Raw genomic sequence first — 24,296 nt, 5'->3', positions numbered from 1 at the left:
CAACACGGGCCACCGACGAACCTGACCACACGGCAACGCCGTAAGGAGGGAAGGGATGACCGAACGCAAGCACGACTCCGAGACTTTATGCAGGACACACCCCCGGCATCATGACCGGGGCTACCGGACGCCGATACGACCCGGCTCGCAGCTTCAATGTCATACGACGGGAGGGTGGTCGCGCGAGAATGACGCGCGTACCATTGGGCTTCACGCATCGACGTTCGCGAGGTGAGCATGCCGGCACGCATCGAAGACTACGCCATGATTGGCGACTGCCGAAGCGCTGCGCTGGTGGCGCGCGACGGTTCGATCGACTGGCTCTGCTGGCCATATTTCGATTCCCCCGCCTGTTTTGCGGCGCTGCTCGGCGGCCCCGAGCACGGTCACTGGAAACTCGCCCCCGACGATCCCAAGGCCACCGTCACACGCCGTTACCACGACGACACCCTGATTCTTGAGACACGTTACGAAACGTGCGAAGGCTGCGTGTCGATCATCGACTTCATGCCATTGCGCGATGGCGCGGCCGATCTGGTGCGCCTGGTCAAGGGCATCCACGGCACGATCACGATGTCGATGGAACTGATTCTGCGCTTCGACTATGGGGCGTCGGTGCCATGGGCGCGCCCGCTCGATGACGACGACGCCACCGGCCCGGGCATGCGCCTGATCGCAGGGCCCGACAAGGTTGTATTGCGCACACCGGTGCCCATTCAGGATGTGCCGGGCAGTTTGCGTGCGAGCTTTCAGGTGAAGGCCGGGGAGACGGTGCCGTTTGTGCTTTCGCGCGTGGCGTCGCATCACGCCGACCCACGCGAAATCGATCCGCTTGCCGCACTCACCGACACCGAGCGTTACTGGCGCACATGGGCTGGACGCTGCCAACTCGATGGCCGCTGGACCGATGCGATTCGTCGCTCGCTCATCACGCTCAAGGCGCTGACGTTTGTCCCAACGGGCGGCGTGGTGGCGGCGCCCACGACGTCGCTGCCCGAACAACTGGGCGGCGAGCGCAACTGGGACTATCGCTATTGCTGGCTCAGGGACGCCACGCTCACGTTGCAGGCGCTCATGCTGGGCGGCTATTACACCGAGGCGAACGACTGGAGCGACTGGCTGGTGCGTGCGGTGGCGGGCGCCCCGTCTCAGGTGCAAATCATGTACGGGCTATCGGGCGAGCGGCGTTTGCCCGAGTGGGAAGTCGACTGGCTGCCCGGCTACGAAGGGGCGAAGCCCGTGCGCGTGGGCAATGGCGCGGTCGGCCAGCTTCAACTCGACGTGTACGGTGAGGTGATGGACGCGCTGCATCAGGCGCGGCTCGGCGGCCTGCAACTGGATGACGCGACATGGGAAGTGCAGACCAAACTCGTCGCGCATCTCGAAACGGTTTGGCGTCAGCCGGACGAGGGCATTTGGGAAGTGCGTGGCGGGCGTCAGCATTTCACCTATTCCAAGGTGATGGCATGGGTCGCGTTCGATCGAGCCATCAAGTCGGCCGAGCGATTCCATCTGCCGGGGCCGGTCGATCACTGGCGTAAGTTGTGCCGGGAGATTCATGACGACGTTTGCAAGCATGGCTTCGACAAGTCGCGCAATGCGTTCATGCAGGCCTACGGGTCGGACGAAATGGACGCCAGCGCCTTGATGATTCCGCTGGTGGGCTTTTTGCCACCGGACGATCCGCGCGTCATCGGCACGGTCGAAGCGGTCGAACGTGAACTGATGCGCGACGGTCTGGTGCAGCGCTATCGCACCAGCCGTGTCGACGATGGGCTACCGGCGGGCGAGGGCGCGTTCCTGGCTTGCAGCTTCTGGATGGTCGATTGTCTGGTCATGCTCGGCCGCCAGCGCGATGCGCGTAAGTTGTTCGAGCGGCTGCTGTCCTTGCGCAACGACGTGGGGCTGCTTGCTGAGGAGTACGACACGCATCACAAGCGTCAGGTCGGCAATTTCCCGCAGGCGTTCTCGCATATCGCGCTGGTGCACGCCGCGATTCGTCTCGAAGCGCTCGCCGACGACGACCGCACGGATGACGACGCCGACGCTGCCGACGAAGCGCACTACGAGCATGTAGGGTATCGAGCGGTTCGCGCCTGATTCTCTTCCCTCTATCGCCTGATAACCCCGACGGGCCCGTGTTCACACGGGCCCGAATCATGTATGGGGAATGCATGGCCAGACGCGGGGCGAGCTAGCAAATCTTGCAGGGGAATAACGAATCGCTAAAGGTATTCGTGAAGGATGCCGTAATAACTTTCGAAACCTTACAAACCCTACTCTCGCGGAGCACCCCCCCTCCATGACCATCATCGCGGTCAAGAACAGTTCGACTTCCAGCCTGCTCGACGTGTGGCAGGCGCACATTCAGCAACAGCAGGCCGACAAGGCGAAGGCAGCCGGTGCGGGCGCCGCGGGCGCGGGTAGCGCGGGGCAGAAGACTGCCACGACGTCCGACAAGACGACGGCAAACACGGCTGACGGCAACAAGACGGCCACCCCGTCGACGACTGCCGCGACACCGGATGCCAACAACAACGGCACCAGTTCGCGCAAGATCGACGCCGATATGGTGAAGTCCGTGCGCGAAGCGAGCGATGCCGCGAAGGCGCTGGGTGGTGCGGCTGGTGGTGGCGGTGCCGATGCGGCGAGCAGCGCGGGCGGTAGCGGCCCGCAGGCCAACGGCATCGTCGAGCAGACCATTCAGAAGCTCAAAGACATGCTCGCCAAGGTGATGGCGCAGCTCGAAGCCGTGCGCAACAACGATTCGATTCCGCCGGAAGAGAAGATGGCGGAAGTGCAGACGCTTTCGGCACAAGCGATGACGATCCGCGCACAGATCCAGACACTGATGGATCCGACCAAAACCACCGGCACGCGGGTGAATACGACCGCGTGAGCGGTTGTGCATCGCGTCACCTCCTCTGTGCGCGGGGAGATTTGGCGCGATAGAATTCGGCTTTCGCTTAATTCTTGATGCGGCACCCCGATGGCGGGTGCCGCATCACTCCTCCCCACGCGCAGCATGAAGCAAGACAAGTCACTCACCGCCCTGTTGTGGATCGTTGCGGCGGGCTTTTTCATGCAGGCGCTCGACGGCACCATCGTCAACACCGCGCTGCCCGCCATGGCCGCGAGCCTTGGCGAGAACCCGCTGCGCATGCAGCCCGTGGTCGTCGCCTATTCGCTCACGATGGCCATGCTCACCCCCGCGTCGGGCTGGCTGGCCGACCGCTTCGGCACACGCCGCGTGTACTTTGTGGCGATTCTTCTTTTTGTCTTGGGCTCGATTTGCTGCGCGATGGCACACACGCTGCCGCAACTGGTGGTCGCGCGCGTGTTGCAAGGCGCGGGTGGCTCGATGCTGTTGCCGATCGGGCGTCTGGCCGTGCTTCGTACGTTTCCCGCCGAGCAATATCTGGCCGCGCTGGCCTTCGTCTCGATTGCCGGGCAAGTCGGCCCGATGATGGGGCCGGTGCTGGGCGGCTGGCTGGTGGAAGTGTCGTCGTGGCATTGGATCTTCCTGATCAACGTGCCCATCGGCGTGCTCGGCAGTTTGGCCGTGCGGCGTTATCTGCCGCGGCCCGCCAAGGAAGAGGTCATCCAGACCGGCTTCGACTGGATCGGTTTTGCCATGCTGTCGGTGGCGATGGTGTCGTTCACGTTGGCGCTCGATCATCCGTTCCCGCAAGCGGGGTGGGCGCCGTCGGTGGCGTTGGCGCTGCTGTGCGTGGCGACGACGGTGGGTTACTGGCCTTACGCGCGCCGTCGCGAAGCGCCGCTCTTTCCGTTAGAACTCTTCGAGACGCGCAGCTTTAGTCTGGGGCTACTGGGCAATCTGGTGGCGCGTATCGGCAGCAGTGCCGTGCCGTTTCTCATGCCGCTGTTGTTGCAGGTGGGGATGGGGTACAGCCCGCTGATTTCCGGGCTGACCATGCTGCCGATGGCGCTCGCGGGCATCGTGGTCAAGCGCATGGTCACGCCGCTCGTGAAGCGGTACGGCTACACGCGCTTCCTGATGGTCAACACGGCCGTGGTCGGCGGCTCGATTGCGAGCTTCGCGCTATTCGGGCCGGGCTGGCCGATGTGGCTGGGCATCATCCAACTGGCCGTGTTCGGCGGCGCAGGGTCGATGCAGTTCGCGGCGATGAACAGCGTCACGCTCAAAGACCTCGGCACGCGCCGTGCCAGTGCGGGCAACGGCTTGTTCTCGATGGCGCAGATGCTGGCGCTTGGGCTTGGCGTGACGATCGGCGGTCAGTTGCTGGCGCTCTTCGGTCATCTGGCCGGTGAAGCGGGCGAGCTGGGCGTTGGCGGCACGGTCGCGGGCTTCCGGATGACCTTCGTCTGCGTGGGGCTCATCACGCTGGCGTCGGCGCTGGTGTTCCGGCGCGTGGAATCGCAGCGTCCGGTGGTGGCCAGCGCGACGGGGCAATAACCGCCGTCGCGCCAGCGTTGCCGATTACTTCTTCACCAGCGCACACTTCGATTCGGCCAGCGGCGCGAACGCCTTATCGGCCGGAATCGTCTCGAGAATCTTGTACAGATCCCATTCCGACTTCGACTCTGCGGGCGTCTTGACCTGCACGAGCAGCATGTCGTGCACGAGTTTGCCGTCCGCACGAATCTGTCCGTTGCGAATCACCGGGTCGTCGATCTTCATCGTCTTGAGCTTCGCCATCACGGCATCGGCGTCGTCGGTGCCTGCGGCCTGCACGGCCTTCAGATAATTGAGCACGGCCGAATAGACCGCTGCCTGCATCATCGTCGGCATCTTCTTGTGCTGCGCATAGAAGCGCTGTGCAAAGCCGCGCGAGCGGTCGTCCTGATCCCAGTAGAAGCCGTTGGTGAGAATCATGCCCTGGGCGTTTTTCAGGCCCATGCCGTGCACTTCGGTAATGAGCGAGAGCAGCGGCGTGAAGACCTGCTTGCTGCCCTGAATCATGTTGAACTGCGACGCTTGCTTGACCGTATTGAGCGTGTCGGTACCGGAGTTCGCCAGCGCAATGACTTGTGCGCCCGAGGTTTGCGCGCGCAGCAAATACGACGACAAGTCGGGCGAATTGACCGGGTGTTTGACCGAGCCGACGACCTTGCCACCCTGACGCGTCAGAATCTCGCTGGCGTCTTTCTCCAGCGCCTGACCGAACGCGTAGTCGGCGGTGATGAAGTACCACGACTTCAGGCCGCGGCGCAGCAATGCCTGCGAAGTGGAGTTGGCGAGCGCGTACGTGTCGTACATCCACTGCACGCTGTGTGCCGTGCACTGTTCATTGCTGATGGCCGACGAACCGGCACCGGTGACGAGGGCGATCTTTTTCTTCTCGTCGGCAATGCGGTCGACGGCGAGGGCGACGTTCGAGAAGGTGAGGTCGGTGATCATGTCGACCTTGTCGCGGTCGTACCACTCACGCGCGATGGTCGCCCCCGTGTCGGTCTTGCCTTGCGAGTCGGCCGAGACGAGTTCGATGGGCGCGCCCAGCACCTTGTGGTCTTTGGCGAAGTCGTCGATCGCCATGGTGGCGGCGAGCACGCTCCCCTTGCCGGCGTTGTCGCTCGACACGCCCGACAGGTCGGTGAGCACGCCGATCTTGACGACGCCATCCGAAATGGCTGCCGCTTGAGCGGCCGGGGCGAAGCTGGTGGCGAGGGCGCCCAAGGCGAGCGCAGAGGCGGCGCACGCAATCGCGCGCCGGATAAGGGTGGGCATGGCTTGTCTCCGATATTCGAGTTATGTCGACCTGTTGCACCGCGGTGGCGCAGGCAAGGTCTCGAATATCTTAAACATCTCGTAATCGATTGCGCAATCCGTAAATTTTCTAAGCGTTGCGTAGAAGATTCGGCGGGCTGGCGCGCACCCCGTGAGGACATCGCGAGCCCTATAATGCCGTCGATTCGTTGGGCATTCCGGTCATCATGGACACACAAAACAGCAAGGCAATGTATCGCGATATCTCTGCCTACAAGGCGGGGAACACGGGGACCGATTACGTTCACCATTTCGACTCGGGACTGCCCGGGCCGCATCTGCTGATCAGTTCACTCATTCACGGCAACGAGTTTTGCGGCATGCACGCCGTCACCCATTTGCTCGATAGCGGGGTGCGTCCGGCGCGCGGCAAGCTCACGCTGACGTTTGCCAACGTCGCGGCGTACGAGAGTTTCGACGAATCGACGCCGTTTGCCAGCCGACAACTGGTGCACAACCTGAACCGGATCTGGTCCGACGAGTATTTGCAGGGCGAGTCGGATAGCCCGGAGGTTCGGCGCCTGCGCGAACTGGCCCCCTTTATGGACGCGGCCGATCACATCCTGGACATTCACTCAACGTCGCTCGATGTGCCGCCGTTTTGGGTGTATCCCGACGCGCAGCGCAACACCGCGCTTGCCGAGGCGATCGACGTTTGCGGCTTGCACCTGATCATGCCGAAGGGGCTTGGGTCGGGCACGCCGCTCATTCAATTCCGTCGATTCGGCGATGCTGCTACGACGACAGGGGCAGCCGTAGTGATCGAATGCGGTCAGCACTTCAAACCGTCGAGCGCTAAGGTGGCCATTGCTGCGGCCACGCGATTCCTCGCGCACTTCGAGCTGATCGATGCGGAGGAAGCGGAGAGGTTGGCAGGTGTCGAGGCGCAACCGAGCGCACGACGCCGTTTCGAGCTAGTCGAGACGCACGTCGTTCAGACGCCGGAGTTTCGCTTCTCGCGTCCGGTCGTCGGCTTCGAAGTGTTCAGCAAAGACGAGTTGGTCGCCACCGATGGCGACAAGCAGATCGTCGCGCCCTTCGATGGCTGCACCGTCATTATGCCGACGCGTGAGCCCATCGTCGGGCGAGAAGCGATGTATCTGGCGCGCGAGCGCGCCTGATCGCGTTGAATTAAGCGTCGCAGCGGGGCGTCGCCCCTTGCGCGCTACTGGCGATGGCGCGGCCGATACCGTCGGTCATCCGGTCTACCAGTTTGCGTTGGGCGGCGACGACTTCGGGAATGCCGCCCGACGCGGGTTCCGTGCCGCTGAAGCGGCACGTCAACACCACATCGCCCGGCACGCGGCGCACGGTCCAGACGGCCGTGAGTGCGGCCTGTTGCCCCGGTGCCGTCTCGAAACGCTGCACGGCGGTGGATAGGCGATACACCGTCACGCCGTCGGCGCGCGGCAATCCGTAGACATCCATCGCGCCCAAACGCTGCGTGAGTCCGCGCGAGATCGTCGACGTCAGCTCGTTCTTGAGCGGCGCTGCCCAGCGCGACGCTTCCAAAATATCGACTTGTCCACCGCCCTTGGTCACCACGATCTGCGGGCGATCGACCTGTTCGGGCACGGCCACGGGGGAGACCTCGATGGCGTAAAGCGTGGCCGGGGCGTTCGTGCCGACGGTGCTGGCGTTCGTCGAACCAGCGGTCGAATTGCCCGGCGACCCCGCCCCGGCATCGGTAAGCGTGTAGAAGCTCGACGGCGGTGACGCGCAACCCGCCAACCCCAACACGAGACTGGCCGAGGCCAGCGCGGCGGCGCGCACCGCCGCGCGGCGATCCAATAGGCGGTGGGCGCTACGGAACATATCGGTCGGTCTCGTCATGGTTGCGGATCCTTGGGTTTGCCGCGCACCAGCGCTTCAGGGTGCTGTTGCAGATAATCGGCAAGCGTGTTGAGTGAGCGCAGCGTCTTGGTCAGTTCTTGCATGGCCTGTCGCACGTCTTGCTGCAACGGCGCGTCTTCGGACAGCGTGCGCTCGGCCGCCCCGAAGCTCTTCTTCGCTTCGCCCAGCGTGGCCTTGGCTTCCGGCGCAATTTCGGTATCGAGTTGCCTAAACAGCCCTTGCACGCTGTCGAGCGTCTTGTCGAGCTTGGCCAGCGACGAGTTGAGATTCTGTCCGATGGTGTCGAACGGAATCTTGTCGAGCTTGCCAGCGATGTCGGCAATTTGAAGCTGCAACTGGTCGAGCGTGTTCGGCACGGTCGGCAGCACGAGTACGCCGTCCACTTCTTCGGCCTTCGCGGGCGTGACGTTCGGGAAGAAGTCGAGCGCCACGTACAACTGGCCGGTCAGCAGATTGCCCGTGCGCAACTGGCCGCGCAGGCCGCGTGCAACCAGCGCGTTGAGAATCTGATGGCTCGCCAGTTCGTTGCGCGGCAGATTGTTCTTCGGGTCGCGCCGGCGCAGACGGTCCGGATACAACTCCACCGTGACCGGCATCGCGATGCGCTTGGTGGCCTGATCGAACTCCACGCCGATGGACGTGACTTCGCCGAGCGTAATGCCCCGGAAGTCGATCGGCGCGCCAACGGCCAGACCGCGTAGCGACTGCTGGAAGCGGAACACCACGCGCACGGGGTGCGTGTCGGGTGCCTTCATGGCGGTCGATTCGTCGGGGGCAAGGCGGAATTCCTGCCCCGGCTTAGCCATCACGCCCGCCCCGGCATCCGCCGGTGCTTGGAAGGCAATGCCGCCGATCACGACCGACGCGAGCGACTGCGTGTTCACTTGGAAGCCACTCGAATCCAGTCGCAGATCGATGCCGCTCGCGTGCCAGAAGCGCGTGTTGGTCCCCACGTATTGATCGTAAGGCGCTTGCACGAAGACGCGCAGCGTCACGCCCTTGCCGTCCGGGTCGAGCGAATAGGCTTCGACCTGCCCGACCTGAATACGGCGGAAGTAGATCGGCGAGCCGATGTCGAGCGAACCGATATCGGCCGCGTGCAGGATGAACGGCTTGCCGGGCTGGCCGCTCGACACCACAGGCGGCACTTCCAGACCGACGAAGTGATCGGCGGAGTCCTTGGCCTTGCCCGCGTCAGCGCCGATGTACGCCCCCGAGAGCAGCGTCGACAAACCGGAGACACTGCCGCCCGCCACGCGTGGGCGCACGACCCACCAGCGCGAATCTTTCACGGCGAAGCGCTTGGCGTTCTTCGTGAGATCGACGGTCACGCGCACGTGCGAGAGGTCGTCGGACAGCTCGATGTTCTTGACCGTGCCGATGTCGACTTCCTTGTACTTGACCTTCGTCTTGCCCGCTTCGAGACCTTCGGCGGTCTTGAAGTCGATGGTCACCGTCGGGCCGCGCTCGATGAGCACTTTGGCCACGAGCGAGAGCCCGATGACGGCGGCGACGAGCGGAATCAGCCAGACGAGCGACGGCGCCCAGCGCTTGCGCCGCTCGATGGCAGGCGTGGGCAGGTCGTCCGCACCGGCGGGCGTTGGCTTCGCGTCCTTGTCGTTCTTCTCGTCTTTCGGGTCAGTCATGGTCATCCTGTTCGGTGTCGTCGTCGCGGATCTGGTCCCAGATCAGGCGCGGGTCGAACTGCATGGAGGCCAGCATGGTCAGCACCACCACGGAGCCGAAAGCCACAATGCCGGGGCCGGCCTGAATCACGGCCAGCGATTGAATATTCACGAGCGCGACCATCAGCGCCACGACGAAAACGTCGAGCATCGACCAGCGGCCGATGAACTCGACCATGTGATACAGCTTCGTGCGCTGATGCGGTTTCCAACGGGCGCCACGCTGCGCGGTGAAACACAGCAGCGACAGCGCAATGAGCTTGAGCATGGGGACCAGAATGCTGGCCGTGAACACGACGATGGCGAGATCGTATTCGCCGCTTGTCCAGAAATAGATCACGCCGCTCATGATGGTGTCGCTGGAGTTACCGAGCAGCGAGCGCGTCTGCATCATGGGCAGCAGGTTGGCCGGAATGTACAGGATGGCCGCCGCGATCAGCAAGGCCCAAGTCCGCACGAGACTGTCGACCTTGCGCTGATGCAGCACTGCGCCGCAGCGCGGGCAGCGTTCCTTTTCCACCGTTTTCACTTCGCGTGAGAGCCGACCGCACACATGGCAGGCCACCAGCCCAGCGGCTTTCGCGGTGAGGTATCTCATCGGGCCGCCGTCTCGTGTTTAGCGCCTTCGGCACGTGCAGCGCGTGCAGCACGGCCAGCCTCGACCGCCGGATCGGGCGTGTGGTCGATCAACTGCCAGAGATTGCGCAGATCGTAAGAGAGCACCATCGCGAGAAACACCGTGAGCGCGCAGAAGGCCCAGAGGGCGATGCCCGGCAACACGCTTGCCATGGCCGAGAGTTTCACCAGCGAGACCAGCACGCCCAGCATGAAGACTTCGATCATGCCCCACGGGCGGCAGAACTCGATGGCGCGCATGACCGTGAACACCGCATAAGGCCGACGGCCGATCGAGAGCGGCCAGATCAGATGCACGAGCGCGAGCAGTTGCGACAGGGGAAACAGGACCGTCGTGGCGAAGACGAGCAGGGCGACGAGCCACATGCCTTCGCGATAGAGCGCCCACGCCGCCCCGATGAGCGTGGTCTGGGTGTAGATGCCTTGCACCTCGATTTCGACGATCGGGAACGCATTGGCGATGGCGAAGACGATCAGGCACGTCACCGTAAGCGCGAGTACGCGCGACAGGCGCAGGTCGGGAGAGCGGTAGAGCACCGAGTGACAGCGCACGCAGCGGGCGGTCTCGTGCGGCGGCAGATCCATGCGACGGTGCAGAGTGTCGCAGTTGGGACACGCGATCAGGTCCGTCACATCATCATCTGGGGGCAATGTATCCATTACCTTTCGGGGGGACGGTGACCAAAGTGACGCTCAGAATACCAAATTGCTGGGGAAGTTCCCATGTTGTGCGGTGCAACGACAGTTTCGGCATGGTTTGTGCTAAGTCACGGAAAACGTTCAAGACTTTGCTCTATACTCAACAAACTCCCGCAAAGATTCCAAAGATTTGAGGAGAATTCCCCCATGCTTAATATGTCCAGGCGCCAGTTCCTCAAAGTGAGTGGCGCAACGCTGGCAGGGTCCAGTCTGGCAATGCTCGGGTTCGCACCCGACGCTGCGCTGGCGGAAGTTCGCCAGTTCAAGCTCGCGCGAGCGACCGAGACCCGAAACACCTGTCCGTACTGTTCTGTCGCTTGCGGCATTCTCATGTACAGCTACGGCGACGGTGCCAAGAACGCGAAGAAGAGCGTTTTCCACATCGAAGGCGACCCCGACCACCCGGTCAATCGCGGCACGCTGTGCCCGAAGGGGGCCAGCCTGATCGACTTCATCCACAGCCCCAATCGCCTCAAGTATCCCGAGTACCGCAAGCCGGGTTCGGATAAGTGGGAGCGCATCTCTTGGGACGACGCGCTCGATCGCATCGCCAAGCTGATGAAGGCCGACCGCGATGCCAACTTCGTCGAGAAAACCGACGACGGCATGACGGTCAACCGCTGGACGACCACCGGCATGCTGGCCGCGTCGGCGTCGAGCAACGAAGTCGGATACCTCACACACAAAGTCATCCGCAGTACCGGGATGCTGGGATTCGATAATCAGGCACGTGTCTGACATGGCCCGACGGTGGCAGGTCTTGCCCCGACGTTTGGCCGTGGAGCGATGACGAACCATTGGGTCGACATCAAGAACGCGGATCTGGTACTCATCATGGGCGGCAACGCAGCCGAGGCACACCCGTGCGGTTTCAAATGGGTGACCGAGGCGAAGGCGCACAACAAAGCGCGCCTGATCGTCGTTGACCCGCGCTTTAACCGTTCGGCATCGGTCGCGGATTACTACGCCCCGATTCGTACCGGCACGGACATCGTCTTCCTCGGCGGGTTGATCAACTACCTGCTCACGAACGACAAGATTCAACACGAATACGTCAAGAACTACACCGACTTCACCTTCTTGGTGAAAGACGAGTTCACGTTCGAAGACGGCATCTACTCGGGCTACAACGCCGAGAAGCGTACTTACGACCGTAGCTCCTGGGACTACCAGAAGGGCGCGGACGGCTATGTGCTCACCGACCCGACGCTGCAACACCCGCGCACGGTTTTCCAACTGATGAAGCAGCACTACTCGCGTTACACGATCGATATGGTCGAGCGGGTGTGCGGCACGCCGGCCGACAAGGTCGAGTACATCTTCAAGCAGATTGCCGAGTGTTCGACGCCCACGCGCACGATGACGATTCTGTACGCGCTGGGATGGACGCAACACTCCATCGGCTCGCAGATCATTCGCACCGGCGCCATGGTGCAGCTGTTGCTGGGCAATATCGGTGCGGTGGGTGGCGGCATGAACGCGCTGCGCGGTCACTCCAACATTCAGGGGCTGACCGATCTGGGGCTGATGACCGACTTGCTGCCGGGCTATATGTCGTTGCCCAAGCAAGCCGAGCAGTCCATCGAGCAGTACCTGACGGCGCGCACGCAAAAGCCGCTGCGTCCGAACCAGTTGAGCTACTGGCAGAACTATCCGAAGTTCCACGTCAGCTTGATGAAGGCGTGGTGGGGCGACGCGGCGACTGCCGAGAACAACTGGGCTTACGACTATCTGCCCAAGCTCGACAAGCCGTACGACCTGCTGCAAGTGCTCGAGTTGATGAACAAGGGCAAGATCACCGGCTACCTCGCGCAGGGCTTCAACCCGATTGCGGCGGCACCGGCGAAGGTCAAGTGGGATTCGGCGCTCGCGCAGCTCAAGTTCCTCGTCGTCATGGACCCGCTCGCGACCGAGACGTCCGAGTTCTGGAAGAACTTCGGCGAGCACAACAACGTCGATTCGAGCAAGATCCAGACCGAGGTCTTCCGCCTGCCGACGACTTGCTTCGCCGAGGAAGATGGCGCGCTGGTGAACTCCGGTCGCTGGTTGCAGTGGCACTGGAAGGGTGCCGAGCCGCCGGGCGAAGCGCGTAGCGACATCGAGATCATGTCGGGGCTGTTCCTGCGTCTGCGCAATCTGTACAAGACGCAAGGGGGCAAGTATCCCGACCCGATCGTGAATCTCGCATGGCCGTATGCACAGCCCGAGAGTCCGTCACCGGAAGAAATCGCCAAGGAGTACAACGGCCGCGCGCTCAAGGACATCGTCGATCCGAAAGACCCGACGAAGGTCACGCGCAAGGCTGGCGAACAACTGGCGGGTTTTGCCGAGTTGAAGGACGACGGCAGCACGTCGTCGGGCTGCTGGATCTTTGCGGGTTCGTGGACGCAGGCCGGTAACCAGATGGCGCGGCGCGACAACAGCGATCCGACCGGCATCGGCCAGACGCTGAACTGGGCGTGGGCCTGGCCTGCCAACCGGCGCATTCTGTACAACCGCGCCTCGGCCGACGTGGCCGGCAAGCCGTTCAACCCGAAGCACAAGCTGGTGTCGTGGAACGGTAAGGCGTGGGTGGGGGCCGACGTGCCCGACTTCAAGGTCGATGAAGATCCGGCTGGCGGCATGGGCCCGTTCATCATGAACCCCGAAGGCGTGGCGCGCTTCTTCGCGAAGGGTGGCATGGCCGAAGGGCCGTTCCCTGAGCACTATGAGCCGTTCGAGACGCCGCTGGGCTACAACCCGCTGCACCCGAAGCAGCCCAAGGCCACCAGCAACCCGGGCGCCCGCGTGTTCCCGGACGATCTGGCGACGATGGGCACCGCCGACAAATTCCCGTATGTGGCGACGACGTATCGTCTGACCGAGCACTTCCACTACTGGACCAAGCACGCGTTGCTCAACTCGATCATCCAGCCTGAGCAATTCGTCGAAATTGGCGAAGGGCTCGCGAAGGAGGTCGGAGTGGTGTCGGGCGACACGGTCAAGGTGTCGTCCAACCGGGGCTACATCAAGGCGAAGGCGGTTGTGACCAAGCGGTTGAGGGCGCTCCAGATCGACGGCAAGACCGTTCATCACGTGGGCATTCCGATTCACTGGGGCTTCAAGGGGGTTGCCAAACCGGGCTTCCTTGCGAATACGCTCACCCCGATCGTCGGCGACGGTAACTCGCAGACACCGGAAGTGAAGTCGTTCCTGGTGAAGGTCGAGAAGGCATAGGGGAGGCGCCATGGCATTGCAATCACTTGATATCAAACGGCGCTCGGCAACGACGCTGCCGTCGCCTTCCGTGCGTGAATCGCATACGGGCGACGTCGCGAAGTTGATCGATGTCTCGAAGTGCATCGGCTGTAAGGCTTGCCAGACAGCGTGCATGGAGTGGAACGATCTGCGCGACGAAGTCGGCGAGAACGTCGGCGTGTACGACAACCCGCGCGACTTGTCGGCAGACTCGTGGACGCTCATGCGTTTTACCGAGTACGAAAACCCCAAGGGCGACCTCGAATGGCTCATCCGCAAGGATGGCTGCATGCACTGCGAGGACCCGGGCTGCCTGAAGGCGTGCCCGTCGCCGGGGGCGATCGTGCAATACGCCAACGGCATCGTCGATTTTCACGAAGAGAACTGCATCGGCTGCGGTTACTGCATTACCGGGTGCCCGTTCAATATTCCGCGTATCTCGCAGAAGGATCACAAGGCGTATAAGTGCACGCTGTGTTCCGACCGCGTGTCCGTGGGGTTGGAACCGGCCTGCGTGAAGACGTGTCCGACCGGCGCGATCATGTTCGGCACCAAAGACGCCATGAAGGATCAGGCGGAAGAGCGCATCGAAGACCTGAAGTCGCGGGGCTTCGATAACGCGGGTTTGTACGATCCGGCCGGTGTGGGCGGCACGCACGTGATGTATGTGCTGCACCATGCGGACAAGCCGTCGCTGTATCACGGCCTGCCAGATAATCCGCGCATCAGCCCGATGGTCACGTTCTGGAAGGGCATTGCGAAACCGTTGGGCGTCGCCGCGATGGCGTTCACCGCGATTGCCGGCTTCTTCCACTACATCAAGACCGGTCCGAACGAGACGACCGAAGCCGATGAAGAGGAAGCGCGCCGGTACGATGCGTCCCGCAAGGGCGATGGCCCCGGCAAGGGTGTTGCCACGCACGAGGAGGTCTGACGATGTCGCAAGAACATAGCGAACATAAAGACGATCTGATCCAGCGATACAACGCGGCAGAGCGCATCAACCACTGGATTGTCGCGGGCACGTTCATCTTGCTCGCGCTCTCCGGGCTGGCGTTGTTTCATCCGTCGATGTTCTGGCTCACCAATTTATTCGGTGGCGGGCCGTGGACGCGCATTCTGCATCCATTCGTCGGTTTGGTGATGTTCGTCGGTTTTGTGTGGCTCGCGCTGCGGCTTGCCCGCTATAACAAGTTCGAGTCGCGCGACCGTGAATGGATGATGAAGATCGGCGATGTGCTGAACAATCGCGAAGAGAATCTGCCGGAAGTCGGGCGCTACAACGCCGGGCAGAAGCTGCTGTTCTACGTGATGGTGCTGTGCATGCTCGGACTGCTCGCATCCGGCATCGTGATCTGGCGCGCGTACTTCGCGTTCTACTTCCCGATCTGGGTCATTCGGCTCGCTTCGGACGTGCACGCGGTGTGTGCATTCGTGTTGATTTGCGGCATCATTACGCACATCTACGCGGCGATCTGGATCAAAGGGTCCGTGGGTGCCATGACACGCGGCACCGTGACGCGAGGCTGGGCGTGGAAGCATCATCGCGCCTGGTACAAGCAACTCAACAAGTAAGTCCGGCCCCGGTGGCTGGACGCTCCTACGAGGCCAGCCACCTTGCAACGCATCCTCCAACCCGGACAGATCGAGTCGCTCGATCGCACCGCCATCCCCCGTCTTCGCATGCCGCAACCCGCCGAGGTCTTCTCGGCGCGTGCGGCGCGTTTGCGTCAGCTCGCTGAAGGGCATCCGCTCGGTGATTACCTGCGGCTAATGGCCGCACTGGTCGACGCGCAACGCCGCGAGGCCGAAAACTTTCAAACCGATCGTCCTTCCGCCGAATTGATTGCGCAGGCGCAGCAGCACTGCATGCCGCTGGTGCCCGCCAATGGCGGTTACGAAGTCGGCCGGTGGAAGGCATTGCTTACGCCGTTGCTCGACGCGGTTGCCGTACAAACTGACGTGCCTGCGCCGGTGCGTGGCGTACTCGATCGAATTCGCAGTGCCGACGCCGCCACGCTCGATGCCGCCGCGCAGTCACTGTTGGCGGGGCATGGCAAGGGCGTCGATGCGGCGAGCGCGCCATTTCTGATGGCGGCGCTGCAAGTGCTTTGGACGGGCGTGGCGAGTACGTTCGAGGCAGGTGAAGTGCCGATGCTCGACGTGCCGAATATTTGCCCCGTGTGCGGCACGCTGCCGGTGGCGAGCGTGGTGCGCATTGGCGGCGCGCATGAAGGCTACCGTTATCTCGCGTGTGGTCTTTGCTCGACCGAATGGCATATGGTGCGTGTGAAATGCACCCACTGCGAATCGAGCGAACACGTGGCGTATCACGTCGTCGACAAGGAGGGCGAGGCGAGTGCGAAGGCCGATCTCTTCGCGCAAGCCACCCATCCCGCACGGGATGCCGAGGGCACATCCGGCGAGGATGGCAAGTCGTCGGAAGCCGCCGAGGGTGGCCGCCCCAAACTCGACGAAGCGGCCAAACGTGTCGCGTCGTCGCCGAGCCGTGCCGAGTCGTGCGACGACTGTCACAGCTATCGCAAAATCTTCTATCAGGACAAAGACCCGTTCGTGGAACCCGTTGCCGACGACTTGGCGAGCTTGGCGCTCGACGTGTTGATGGGCGAAGCGGGCTACGCGCGGGCCAACGGCAACCCGCTACTCTGGCAAAGCGCTGAGGAGTAACGACATGGCCGAGGACGATCTGGCACCCGTGAGCGCGGCGGATCTGCCGTCGCTCGACCGCCTGCTGGGCATGCCCGACTTTCAAGCGGCGCTTGCCGACTACGGACGCACCCAAGTCACCGCGGCGCTGCGTGCCGATTTGGACGCTTGCCGCGGCGAGGCACTCGCGGGAAATCTCTCACGAGAAACGTTGGCGCCTGAAGCCTTTGCAGCGCGGGTGACGCGCACGCTGGCCGCACGCAATCGTGCGACGCTGCGCCCGGTGTTCAATCTGACGGGCACGGTGCTGCACACCAATCTTGGCCGCGCGTTGTTGCCCGAGGCCGCTGTCGATGCGGTGATGCAAGCGCTGACGTCACCTGCCAATCTCGAATTCGATCTGGCGACAGGCGGTCGCGGCGATCGCGACGATCTCATCGCACCGTTGTTGTGCGAACTCACGGGCGGCGAAGCGGCCACCGTGGTCAACAACAATGCGGCGGCGGTGCTGCTCATGCTGGCGACGTTGGCGAAGCGCCGTGAGGTTGTCGTCTCGCGCGGTGAGTTGGTTGAGATTGGCGGCGCGTTTCGCATTCCGGACATCATGACGCACGCGGGCGCAAAGCTCGTCGAAATCGGCACGACCAATCGCACGCATGCGGCGGATTACCGCAACGCTATCGGCGAGAAGACGGCGTTGTTGATGAAGGTTCATTGCAGCAATTACGAAGTGACGGGATTCACGAAGAGCGTGGACGTGTCGGAAGTCGCAGCCATCGCCAAACCGCATGGCATTCCCGTCGCGGTGGATCTGGGCAGCGGCACGCTCACTCCGCTGGAGCGCTGGGGCTTGCCGCACGAAACCACGGTGCAAGAGACGATTGCCGCCGGTGCCGATCTCGTGACGTTCTCGGGCGACAAACTACTTGGTGGCCCGCAGGCGGGCATGATCGTCGGGCGCAAGGATCTCATTGCCAAGATCAAGAAGCATCCGCTCAAGCGGGCGTTGCGTGTGGGCAAGCTCACGCTGGCGGCGCTTGAGCCGGTGTTACGTCTGTACCGTGATCCTGAACATTTGCCCGAACGTTTGACGACGTTGCGCTTGCTCACCCGTACGCGCGCTGAGATGGCGGCGCAGGCGGAGCGGCTGGCGCCGGTGCTGGCGCAGTCGTTGGGCGAGGCGTACACAGTGACGGCTGCACCGATGGTGAGCCAGATCGGCAGCGGTGCCTTGCCCGTCGAGCAGCTGCCCAGCTATGGGCTGGCGATTGCCCCTGCGGGCGGCGGCAAGCGCGGTAGTGGGCGTGCATTGGCGAAGCTAGAAGCGGCGCTACGTGGGCTGCCGTATCCGGTGATCGGGCGCATTTCCGATCAGACACTGTGGCTCGATCTGCGCTGCCTTGAAGCGAGCGACGAGGCGTGTCTGACGCTGCAATTCGCGGAGCTTCGTGCATGATCGTCGGCACCGCAGGTCATATCGACCACGGCAAGACGAGTCTGGTGCGCGCTTTAACCGGCGTGGATACCGATCGTCTTAAAGAAGAAAAGGCGCGTGGCATTTCCATCGAATTGGGCTATGCCTACACGCCGTTGCCCGATGGCGAGGTGCTCGGCTTCATCGACGTTCCCGGTCACGAGAAGTTGATTCACACGATGGCGGCCGGTGCGGTCGGCATCGACTTCGCATTGCTGGTGATTGCCGCCGACGATGGTGTGATGCCGCAAACGCGCGAGCATCTGGCCATCCTCACGATGCTCGGCGTGCGTCAGGGCGTGGTGGCGTTGTCGAAGGCGGATCGCGTCGACATCCCACGTCTGGGGCGTGTCAAACGCGAGATTACGCAGTGGCTCGCGAACACGCCGCTCGCCGACGCACAGATCGTGCCGGTGTCGGCGACGACGCCGGACGATGCAGGTGTCGCGGTGTTGCGTGAGCAGCTCACGCAAGCGGCGCAGGCGCTCAAGGCGTCGGGGAATGCGGCGCGTCGTGACGACGCGTTGTTCCGCCTTGCCGTGGACCGCGTGTTCACGCTGGCGGGGCATGGCACGGTTGTGACGGGGACAGCGTTCGCGGGCACGGTGCGCGTGGGCGACACGTTGACGGTGATGCCGCAGGGCTTGCCGGTGCGCGTGCGCAGCATTCATGCGCAGAACCGAGCGGTTGAGGCGGGCCGGGCAGGCGAGCGTTGTGCGCTGAATCTAGCGGGTATCGAGCGCGATCAGCTTCACCGTGGCGACTGGATCGTTGCGCCGGGGTTGTCGGCGCCTTCCACGCATGTGGATGTCGAGTTGCATTGGCTGGATGGCAATGCGCCGCTCACGCAATGGTTTCCGTTGCATGTGCACTTGGGCACGACGCATGTACAGGCGCGCACGGTGCTGCTCGATGGCGACATGCTGGCGCCGGGCGGCACGATGCGCGTGCAGTTGGTGTTCGACACGCCGGTGTGCACGATGCCGGGCGACCGGTTCATCGTTCGCAATCCGCAGGCGACGGCAACGGTGGGCGGCGGGCGTGTGCTCGATCCGGCGGGGCCGGAGCGCAAGCGCCGCTCGGCCGCGCGTCTGGCGTGGCTCGATGCGATGGCCCGCACGCTCGATGGCGATGGGCTCGACGGTTTGCTGACGCAGTCGCCACAGGGGCTTTCGGGCGCGCAGGTGACGGCGCTCACGGGCTTGCCCTCGACAAAGTGGCAGTGGCCGACGGACGCTGTGGTGCTGACCGGCGGGGAAGGTGAATCGTTGGCGTTCGCGCCGCAGGCGTGGGAGGCGATGCGCACGCGAGTGCTCGATGCGCTACGTGACTACCATGCGCGCTTGACCGACGAGCCGGGGTTGGATGCGGGGCGTCTTGGCCGAATGACGTGGCCCGCGCTGGAAGCTGGCCGGTGGCGTGCGATCGTGCAGGCACTGGTGGCGGATGGTTCGCTGACGCGCACGGGCGCATGGCTGCATTTGCCGACGCATCGTGTGGAAATGAGCGCGGACGAGACGGCGTTGGCGGAGGCGTTGTTGCCGCGCATTGCGCAGGGCCGTTTTGATCCACCGTGGGTGCGTGATCTGGGGCGTGAGGTGAATGCGCCTGAGGAACGCGTGCGTGCGGTGTTGCGCAAATTGGCGCGACAGGGGCGAGTGCATCAAGTGGTGAAGGATTTGTTTTACGACGACGCGTGTGTGCAAGCGCTGGCCAAATTGGTGGCACAGGGCGAGGGGCGGATCGAAGCGGGAGCGTTTCGGGATGCGACGGGTTTGGGTCGCAAGCGAGCGGTTCAGATTCTGGAGTTCTTCGACCGCGCGGGCTATACTCGCCGCGTTGGCGATACGCATGTGCGGCGTCCCGGCGTAGTTTGGGGTGCGGCCTAGCAAAAGAAACGCCACGCGATGTTTCGCGTGGCGTTTTTATCGAGCACGACTCGATATCGTTACATAGTCATTTCGTTGCGCGAAGGAAGGCATCCGTATCCGGTGATGCGGCCGGGCTTCAAACCCGGTTGGGGGCGTCAGCCGTTCCCAGGTCGGTTCGACTCCGGCTGCTTTCCGCCACTTCTGCGCAGCACCAAATTCATGTCAGGCAAAAGCGGCAGAATCAGGCTAAAGAACAGGTCGTTCGCGATGTGTTTGGCGCGAAGTCATTTTTCGGCCTTGCGCTTCCGCACTGGCGCTTTCTCCGCCGCCTTCACTTCATCCACCCCCCGCAACGTCGCCGCCAACTCCACAAACAACTTGACCCGAGAATTGGCATCGCCATACCGGTGCCCGATATACAGCGTCGTCGTGGTGTCCGTATCTGCGAAGTCTCGAAACACCACACCGGGAACGGCGATGGCGTTAAGCGACTTCGGCACGACGGTCACGCCAAGCCCTGTCGCCGTCAGGCCAATGAGCGTTGACGCCTGCTGCGCTTCCTGCACGATCTTCGGCTCGAAGCCGCGTTTCGCGCACAACGCATTGATCTGCGCGAACATCACCACGCCCGCCGAGCGCGGATAAGCGATAAACGCTTCGTCCCGCAAATCTGCAATCTTCACCTTCGCCGCTTTCGCCAACGGGTGTCCCGCATGCATCGCCAACACAAGGGGCTCGACAACTAAAGGCGTGAGAACTAGCGACGACGGCGCCGGTTGCTGCGCATCGAGTCGCAGCAAAGCCACATCGATCTCACGCGCTTCAAGCGCATCCAACTGTCGCGATGACGGTAGCTCATGCAACTGCACCTGCACCTTCGGCCGCTGTTTGCGATACGCGTGAATCAATTGCGGAAACACGGGCGAGAGCGACGACGCGTTCGTGAAACCCACCCGCAACCGTCCCACCTCGCCACTCACCGTCTGCCAGACCGACTCCCGCGCGTGCTCGATGTGCGCCAGGATCGCTGGTGCCTGCGCCGCCAGGGCAATGCCCGCCTCAGTGAGCGACACCGACCGGCGCGTGCGGTGAAACAGCCGCGCGCCCAACGATTCCTCGAGCGCCTGAATCGCCAAACTCAGCGGCGCTTGTGTAATGCCCAGCCGCTCGGCGCTGCGCCGGAAGTGCAGTTCTTCAGCCAACACGGCGAAGTACTCCAAATGCCGAATATTCATCATCGCTCAGTGCTCATCCATTGATTTGTTTTGCAAATCATTAACGTGATTTCAAAGAATAAATGAAATCTATTGGCGGGGCCATACTGTGTCGAAATCAATAGAACGAGACGAAGCCACCGTGGCTTTGGAGACAGCATGGAAAGCACAGAACTCATGGCGCGCCTGCGCGCCGGTCAGCCGGTATTCGCTCTGGGCGTGCGCGCCGCTCGCTCGACCGACGTCGTGCGCTGGGCCCGTGCCGCGGGCTACGACACCGTTTGGATCGACATGGAACACAGCCCGTTGCCGGTCGACACCGTGTCGCAGCTTTGTCTTTGCGCCGTCGATAACGGTCTGATGCCTTGGGTGCGCGTACCTGAACGCGACTACGGCATGATCAACCGGGTTCTCGACGGCGGTGCGCTCGGCATCATCGCCGCCCGTATCGAGTCGGCTGAACAAGCCCGCGAGATCGTCACCGGCAGCCGTTTCGCCCCGCATGGCCAGCGCTCCCAACTCGCCACGCTGCCGTATGTCGGCTACGAGAAATTGCCCGCCGCTGAGATGAACCAGCGCGTGAATGCCGTTACCGCCGTGAAGCTGCTCATCGAAAGCCGTGCCGGTGTCGAGAACGCCGCCGCCATCGCGGCCGTGCCCGGCGTCGATATCGTGGCGCTCGGCTGCAATGACTTGTCGGCGGACCTCGGCCACACCGGCAACCCGACCCATCCCGACGTGCTGGCCGCTTGCCGACACGTGGTCGCCGCCGTACGGGCGCAGGGCAAGATCGCCATCGTCGGCGGCATGCCCGAGGGCGAAGCGCTGACTCAGTTGCGCGCCGAAGGGGCCGCCCCGTTTGTCTTCAGCGGCATCGACGGCGACCTTTTTCTCGACGCCATGCGCCGTCGCGTGGCGGCAGACCGTGAAGCACTGATGCCCGCTTGATGCCCGCCTAATACACGCTTAACGCGAGCATCCACACGAAATCCCCATTTTTTGCGACTTCAACAGCACTCACTCACATGGCAACTCAATACGCAGGCCAACTGACCTCGACGCCCATGCGCGCTGCAAGCACGCTGGCGCGCCCCACCTTCGAGATGCCCGAGAACGCGTGCGATGCGCACATGCACGTCTTCGAGTCGCTCGCGCAGTACCCGAGCGTCGGCAACCCGCAATACACCTTGCCCGACGGTCCGCTCGCCAAGTACCGCGAAGTCATGGACGCGCTCTCGATCCGTCGTTTCGCCATCGTGCAACCAAGCTTCTACGGCACCGACAACCGCTGCCTGCTCGACGCGTTGGCAAAGGCGGGAGACGCCGCGCGTGGTGTGGTCATGATCGACGAAGGACTGCCTGCTGCCACGCTCGACGACTGGCACCGTGCCAATGTGCGCGCCATCCGCCTCGACCTGTTCTCGCGGGCAGAACAACCGACGAAAGACATTCAGGCCTACATCACCCGCATGGCGGCGTTGTGCGAAAGCCTCGGCTGGCATCTCCAGTTCTACGCACCGGGCCCGATCGTGCGCAATCTGATTCCATTTCTGGCCGACGTGCGCACCCCGTTCGTGATCGACCACATGGGCTACATGACACAGGAAGACGGCCTGACGAGCGACGACTTTACGCGCCTGCTCCAACTGCTCAAGGACGGCAATTGCACGCTCAAACTGTCGGCGCCGTATCGCGTCGCGAAACTGCGACCGCTGGCGTCCGTCGCGCCGATGGCCAAAGCGATCATCGAGACAGCGCCCGACAAAGTCATCTGGGGCTCCGACTGGCCGCACATTCCGATGGGCGAGCGCGACACCGGCGAGTTGCTCAACCTGCTGGCCGACTGGACGACGGACGCTGAAACGCGTCGCAAAATTCTGGTCGACAACCCGGCGCGCCTCTATGATTTCGCGTGATTTCTGACCGAGTTCATTCATGAGCTATCAACCACACGCCGCCTTTGCTGGCCTGTTTCACGCATTCACCTCCGACCCGCAGAGTCTGGGTAACCGGCTGGCGAAAACCATGTCGGCACGCGACGCAGCACTGCCGCTGCTGGTCTCGACCGGCTCGGACATTGCGCTGTTCCCCGGTAACGGCGCACCGGCGCAGATCGAGAGTTTTCGTAAGTCGACGCGTGGGTTCATCGAGCTGACAGCGGTCTCGCACCTGCCGCTCGCGCTGGCCTACCTCGCTCGCCTGCTTGAACTTGGCGAGCTGGACGACGACGGGCAGGGCGACAGCGAAACGGCCGCTTGGCGCGCCGAAGCGAAGCGGCTGATCGAACACGCCGCAAACGTGCGCAAGGCCAATACGCTGGCACATTGGCGCGATGACGTTGCCGTGCAGAGCCTTCGCGGCAACGAGGCCAAACTGGTCGATCTGATCGACTACACGTGCGACGTTTCCAGCCGTTGGCTGACACAAGCGCTGGCCGATCCCTCGCGCCTGACGTTCGAGCGCCTTGTCGCCGATTACTTCGAAGCCCAGCCGGGCAGCGACTTGCCGGTGCCGATGAACGACGTGATGTTCGCAACGTTTGGGCTGGCGTATCTCGACATCGTCTATCGCATCGGCAACTGGCTGCGCGCGCAATCGCTCGATTGGTCGCGCGCCATGGTGATCGTCTCGGGCCGGTCGGGCCGCCCGACGGCGGGCGCGACGTGGTCGTCGAACAACATGTGCCATCTCATTTGGCGTGCTTCGGGCGAACGCTTGCCGCCGGAACGGTTGCTGGTCGCGCCGCACGCGCCGGGTTTTTCCGTAGCGAACCTTGGCACGGCGGACGACCTTCGCTCGCTTGAGGCGGGCTACCGCGAGCTGTGGCACAACACGCGGGCCAGCATCGAAGTCGCGCGCGAGATGTTCCCGCACGCGCCGGGGTTTTCGTTCGCGCCGTCGCCCGACGAGGCCATGCCGCCGCTGGCCGATGCGCAAGATCGCAAGGTCATGGCGGCACGGCTGCGACGCATCATGGAAGACCCGGCCCAGTTGCTCTCCAACTGCGTCGCGGACTACATCGTCGACGAGCTCGCGCGCTGCGATAACGATCCGTCGCGCGCCGTGATTCCCGGATTTACGCAGGTGAACTACCCGCCACACGCGCGATAAACCACACGAAGGGAAGACGCGACGGGCGGCAGGGGCGCCGCACCGTCAACTTCCCAAGGCAGTGCCGATTTCACAACGACAACCACTCGCCCCGTCAGG

Annotated in this window: 19 protein-coding genes and 1 tRNA gene; 14 read left to right on the top strand and 6 right to left on the bottom strand. The window is 63.2% G+C overall.

The features are described from left to right. The first annotated feature begins 237 nt into the window (after positions 1–237). From PPN31114_RS08805 to mdtD, 3 genes are all read left to right on the top strand, one after another. Entirely contained in the window at positions 238–2,100 is a 1,863-nt protein-coding gene (locus tag PPN31114_RS08805; RefSeq protein ID WP_150679002.1) for a glycoside hydrolase family 15 protein, read from the top strand. Positions 2,101–2,302: 202 nt separating this feature from the next. Continuing rightward, positions 2,303–2,899, top strand: a complete 597-nt coding sequence (locus PPN31114_RS08800) for a FlxA-like family protein (protein ID WP_150679001.1) — start codon at positions 2,303–2,305, stop codon at positions 2,897–2,899. Between the two features lie 126 nt (positions 2,900–3,025). After that, entirely contained in the window at positions 3,026–4,438 is a 1,413-nt protein-coding gene (gene mdtD / locus PPN31114_RS08795) for a multidrug transporter subunit MdtD (protein WP_150679000.1), read from the top strand. Between the two features lie 24 nt (positions 4,439–4,462). Here the strand turns inward: mdtD and PPN31114_RS08790 are convergent, their stop codons facing one another. After that, positions 4,463–5,710 (bottom strand): ABC transporter substrate-binding protein, encoded by a 1,248-nt coding sequence (locus PPN31114_RS08790; protein WP_150678999.1) that lies wholly within the window; start codon positions 5,708–5,710, stop codon positions 4,463–4,465. A 206-nt stretch (positions 5,711–5,916) separates the two neighbouring features. On the opposite strand from PPN31114_RS08790, the gene PPN31114_RS08785 reads away from it, so the two are divergent. Next, positions 5,917–6,870, top strand: coding sequence for a M14 family metallopeptidase (locus tag PPN31114_RS08785; RefSeq protein WP_150678998.1), 954 nt, complete (start codon positions 5,917–5,919; stop codon positions 6,868–6,870). A 10-nt stretch (positions 6,871–6,880) separates the two neighbouring features. Here PPN31114_RS08785 and PPN31114_RS08780 read toward each other — a convergent pair whose 3' ends face one another. Genes PPN31114_RS08780 through PPN31114_RS08765 form a run of 4 tightly spaced genes read right to left on the bottom strand, consistent with a single transcriptional unit; the run spans position 6,881 to position 10,509 of the window. Continuing rightward, positions 6,881–7,582, bottom strand: a complete 702-nt coding sequence (locus tag PPN31114_RS08780; protein ID WP_150678997.1) for a PqiC family protein — start codon at positions 7,580–7,582, stop codon at positions 6,881–6,883. Further along, complete coding sequence (locus tag PPN31114_RS08775) at positions 7,579–9,249, bottom strand: PqiB family protein (protein WP_150678996.1); 1,671 nt, start codon at positions 9,247–9,249, stop codon at positions 7,579–7,581. Before PPN31114_RS08775 ends, PPN31114_RS08780 begins: the two co-directional genes overlap by 4 nt. After that, on the bottom strand, positions 9,242–9,886 hold the full coding sequence (locus PPN31114_RS08770; RefSeq protein WP_150678995.1) for a paraquat-inducible protein A: 645 nt from the start codon (positions 9,884–9,886) through the stop codon (positions 9,242–9,244). Before PPN31114_RS08770 ends, PPN31114_RS08775 begins: the two co-directional genes overlap by 8 nt. After that, positions 9,883–10,509, bottom strand: a complete 627-nt coding sequence (locus tag PPN31114_RS08765; RefSeq protein ID WP_246182442.1) for a paraquat-inducible protein A — start codon at positions 10,507–10,509, stop codon at positions 9,883–9,885. Before PPN31114_RS08765 ends, PPN31114_RS08770 begins: the two co-directional genes overlap by 4 nt. A 261-nt stretch (positions 10,510–10,770) precedes the next feature. Between PPN31114_RS08765 and fdnG the strand changes: the two genes are divergently transcribed. From fdnG to PPN31114_RS08730, 7 genes are all read left to right on the top strand, one after another. Then, positions 10,771–13,839 carry a formate dehydrogenase-N subunit alpha gene (fdnG, locus tag PPN31114_RS08760; RefSeq protein ID WP_150678994.1) on the top strand — a complete coding sequence of 1,023 codons (3,069 nt, stop codon included), beginning with the start codon at positions 10,771–10,773 and terminating at the stop codon, positions 13,837–13,839. Positions 13,840–13,849: 10 nt separating this feature from the next. After that, the gene (gene fdxH / locus PPN31114_RS08755; RefSeq protein WP_150678993.1) at positions 13,850–14,794 is read left to right on the top strand and encodes a formate dehydrogenase subunit beta; all 945 of its coding nucleotides are present in this window, start codon (positions 13,850–13,852) and stop codon (positions 14,792–14,794) included. A 2-nt stretch (positions 14,795–14,796) separates the two neighbouring features. Beyond that, complete coding sequence (locus tag PPN31114_RS08750; protein ID WP_150678992.1) at positions 14,797–15,435, top strand: formate dehydrogenase subunit gamma; 639 nt, start codon at positions 14,797–14,799, stop codon at positions 15,433–15,435. Between the two features lie 51 nt (positions 15,436–15,486). Further along, positions 15,487–16,548 (top strand): formate dehydrogenase accessory protein FdhE, encoded by a 1,062-nt coding sequence (gene fdhE, locus PPN31114_RS08745; RefSeq protein ID WP_150679229.1) that lies wholly within the window; start codon positions 15,487–15,489, stop codon positions 16,546–16,548. A 4-nt stretch (positions 16,549–16,552) separates the two neighbouring features. After that, positions 16,553–17,983, top strand: coding sequence for an L-seryl-tRNA(Sec) selenium transferase (gene selA / locus PPN31114_RS08740; RefSeq protein ID WP_150678991.1), 1,431 nt, complete (start codon positions 16,553–16,555; stop codon positions 17,981–17,983). Next, positions 17,980–19,890, top strand: a complete 1,911-nt coding sequence (selB, locus tag PPN31114_RS08735) for a selenocysteine-specific translation elongation factor (RefSeq protein ID WP_150678990.1) — start codon at positions 17,980–17,982, stop codon at positions 19,888–19,890. The genes selA and selB overlap by 4 nt, the downstream gene beginning before the upstream one ends. Before the next feature lie 84 nt (positions 19,891–19,974). Next, positions 19,975–20,070, top strand: a tRNA-Sec gene (locus tag PPN31114_RS08730). A gap of 86 nt (positions 20,071–20,156) precedes the next feature. Here the strand turns inward: PPN31114_RS08730 and PPN31114_RS08725 are convergent. Next, positions 20,157–21,110: a LysR family transcriptional regulator gene (locus tag PPN31114_RS08725; RefSeq protein ID WP_150678989.1), complete on the bottom strand. Its 954-nt coding sequence runs from the start codon at positions 21,108–21,110 to the stop codon at positions 20,157–20,159. 135 nt (positions 21,111–21,245) lie between these two features. Here PPN31114_RS08725 and PPN31114_RS08720 point away from each other — a divergent pair, with 135 nt between their 5' ends. The 3 genes from PPN31114_RS08720 to PPN31114_RS08710 all read left to right on the top strand — a co-directional run bounded on the left by PPN31114_RS08720 (position 21,246) and on the right by PPN31114_RS08710 (position 24,197). Then, positions 21,246–22,034, top strand: coding sequence for an HpcH/HpaI aldolase family protein (locus tag PPN31114_RS08720; protein WP_150678988.1), 789 nt, complete (start codon positions 21,246–21,248; stop codon positions 22,032–22,034). A 77-nt stretch (positions 22,035–22,111) separates the two neighbouring features. Continuing rightward, entirely contained in the window at positions 22,112–23,002 is an 891-nt protein-coding gene (locus tag PPN31114_RS08715) for an amidohydrolase family protein (RefSeq protein ID WP_217426924.1), read from the top strand. Positions 23,003–23,021: 19 nt separating this feature from the next. Beyond that, positions 23,022–24,197, top strand: a complete 1,176-nt coding sequence (locus tag PPN31114_RS08710; RefSeq protein ID WP_150678987.1) for a DUF5624 domain-containing protein — start codon at positions 23,022–23,024, stop codon at positions 24,195–24,197. Positions 24,198–24,296 lie beyond the last annotated feature (99 nt).

The organism is Pandoraea pneumonica, assembly GCF_902459645.1.
GTDB lineage: Bacteria > Pseudomonadota > Gammaproteobacteria > Burkholderiales > Burkholderiaceae > Pandoraea > Pandoraea pneumonica.
Note: the sequence above shows the minus strand (reverse complement) of the source record. Positions and strands in the feature narration are given on the sequence as shown.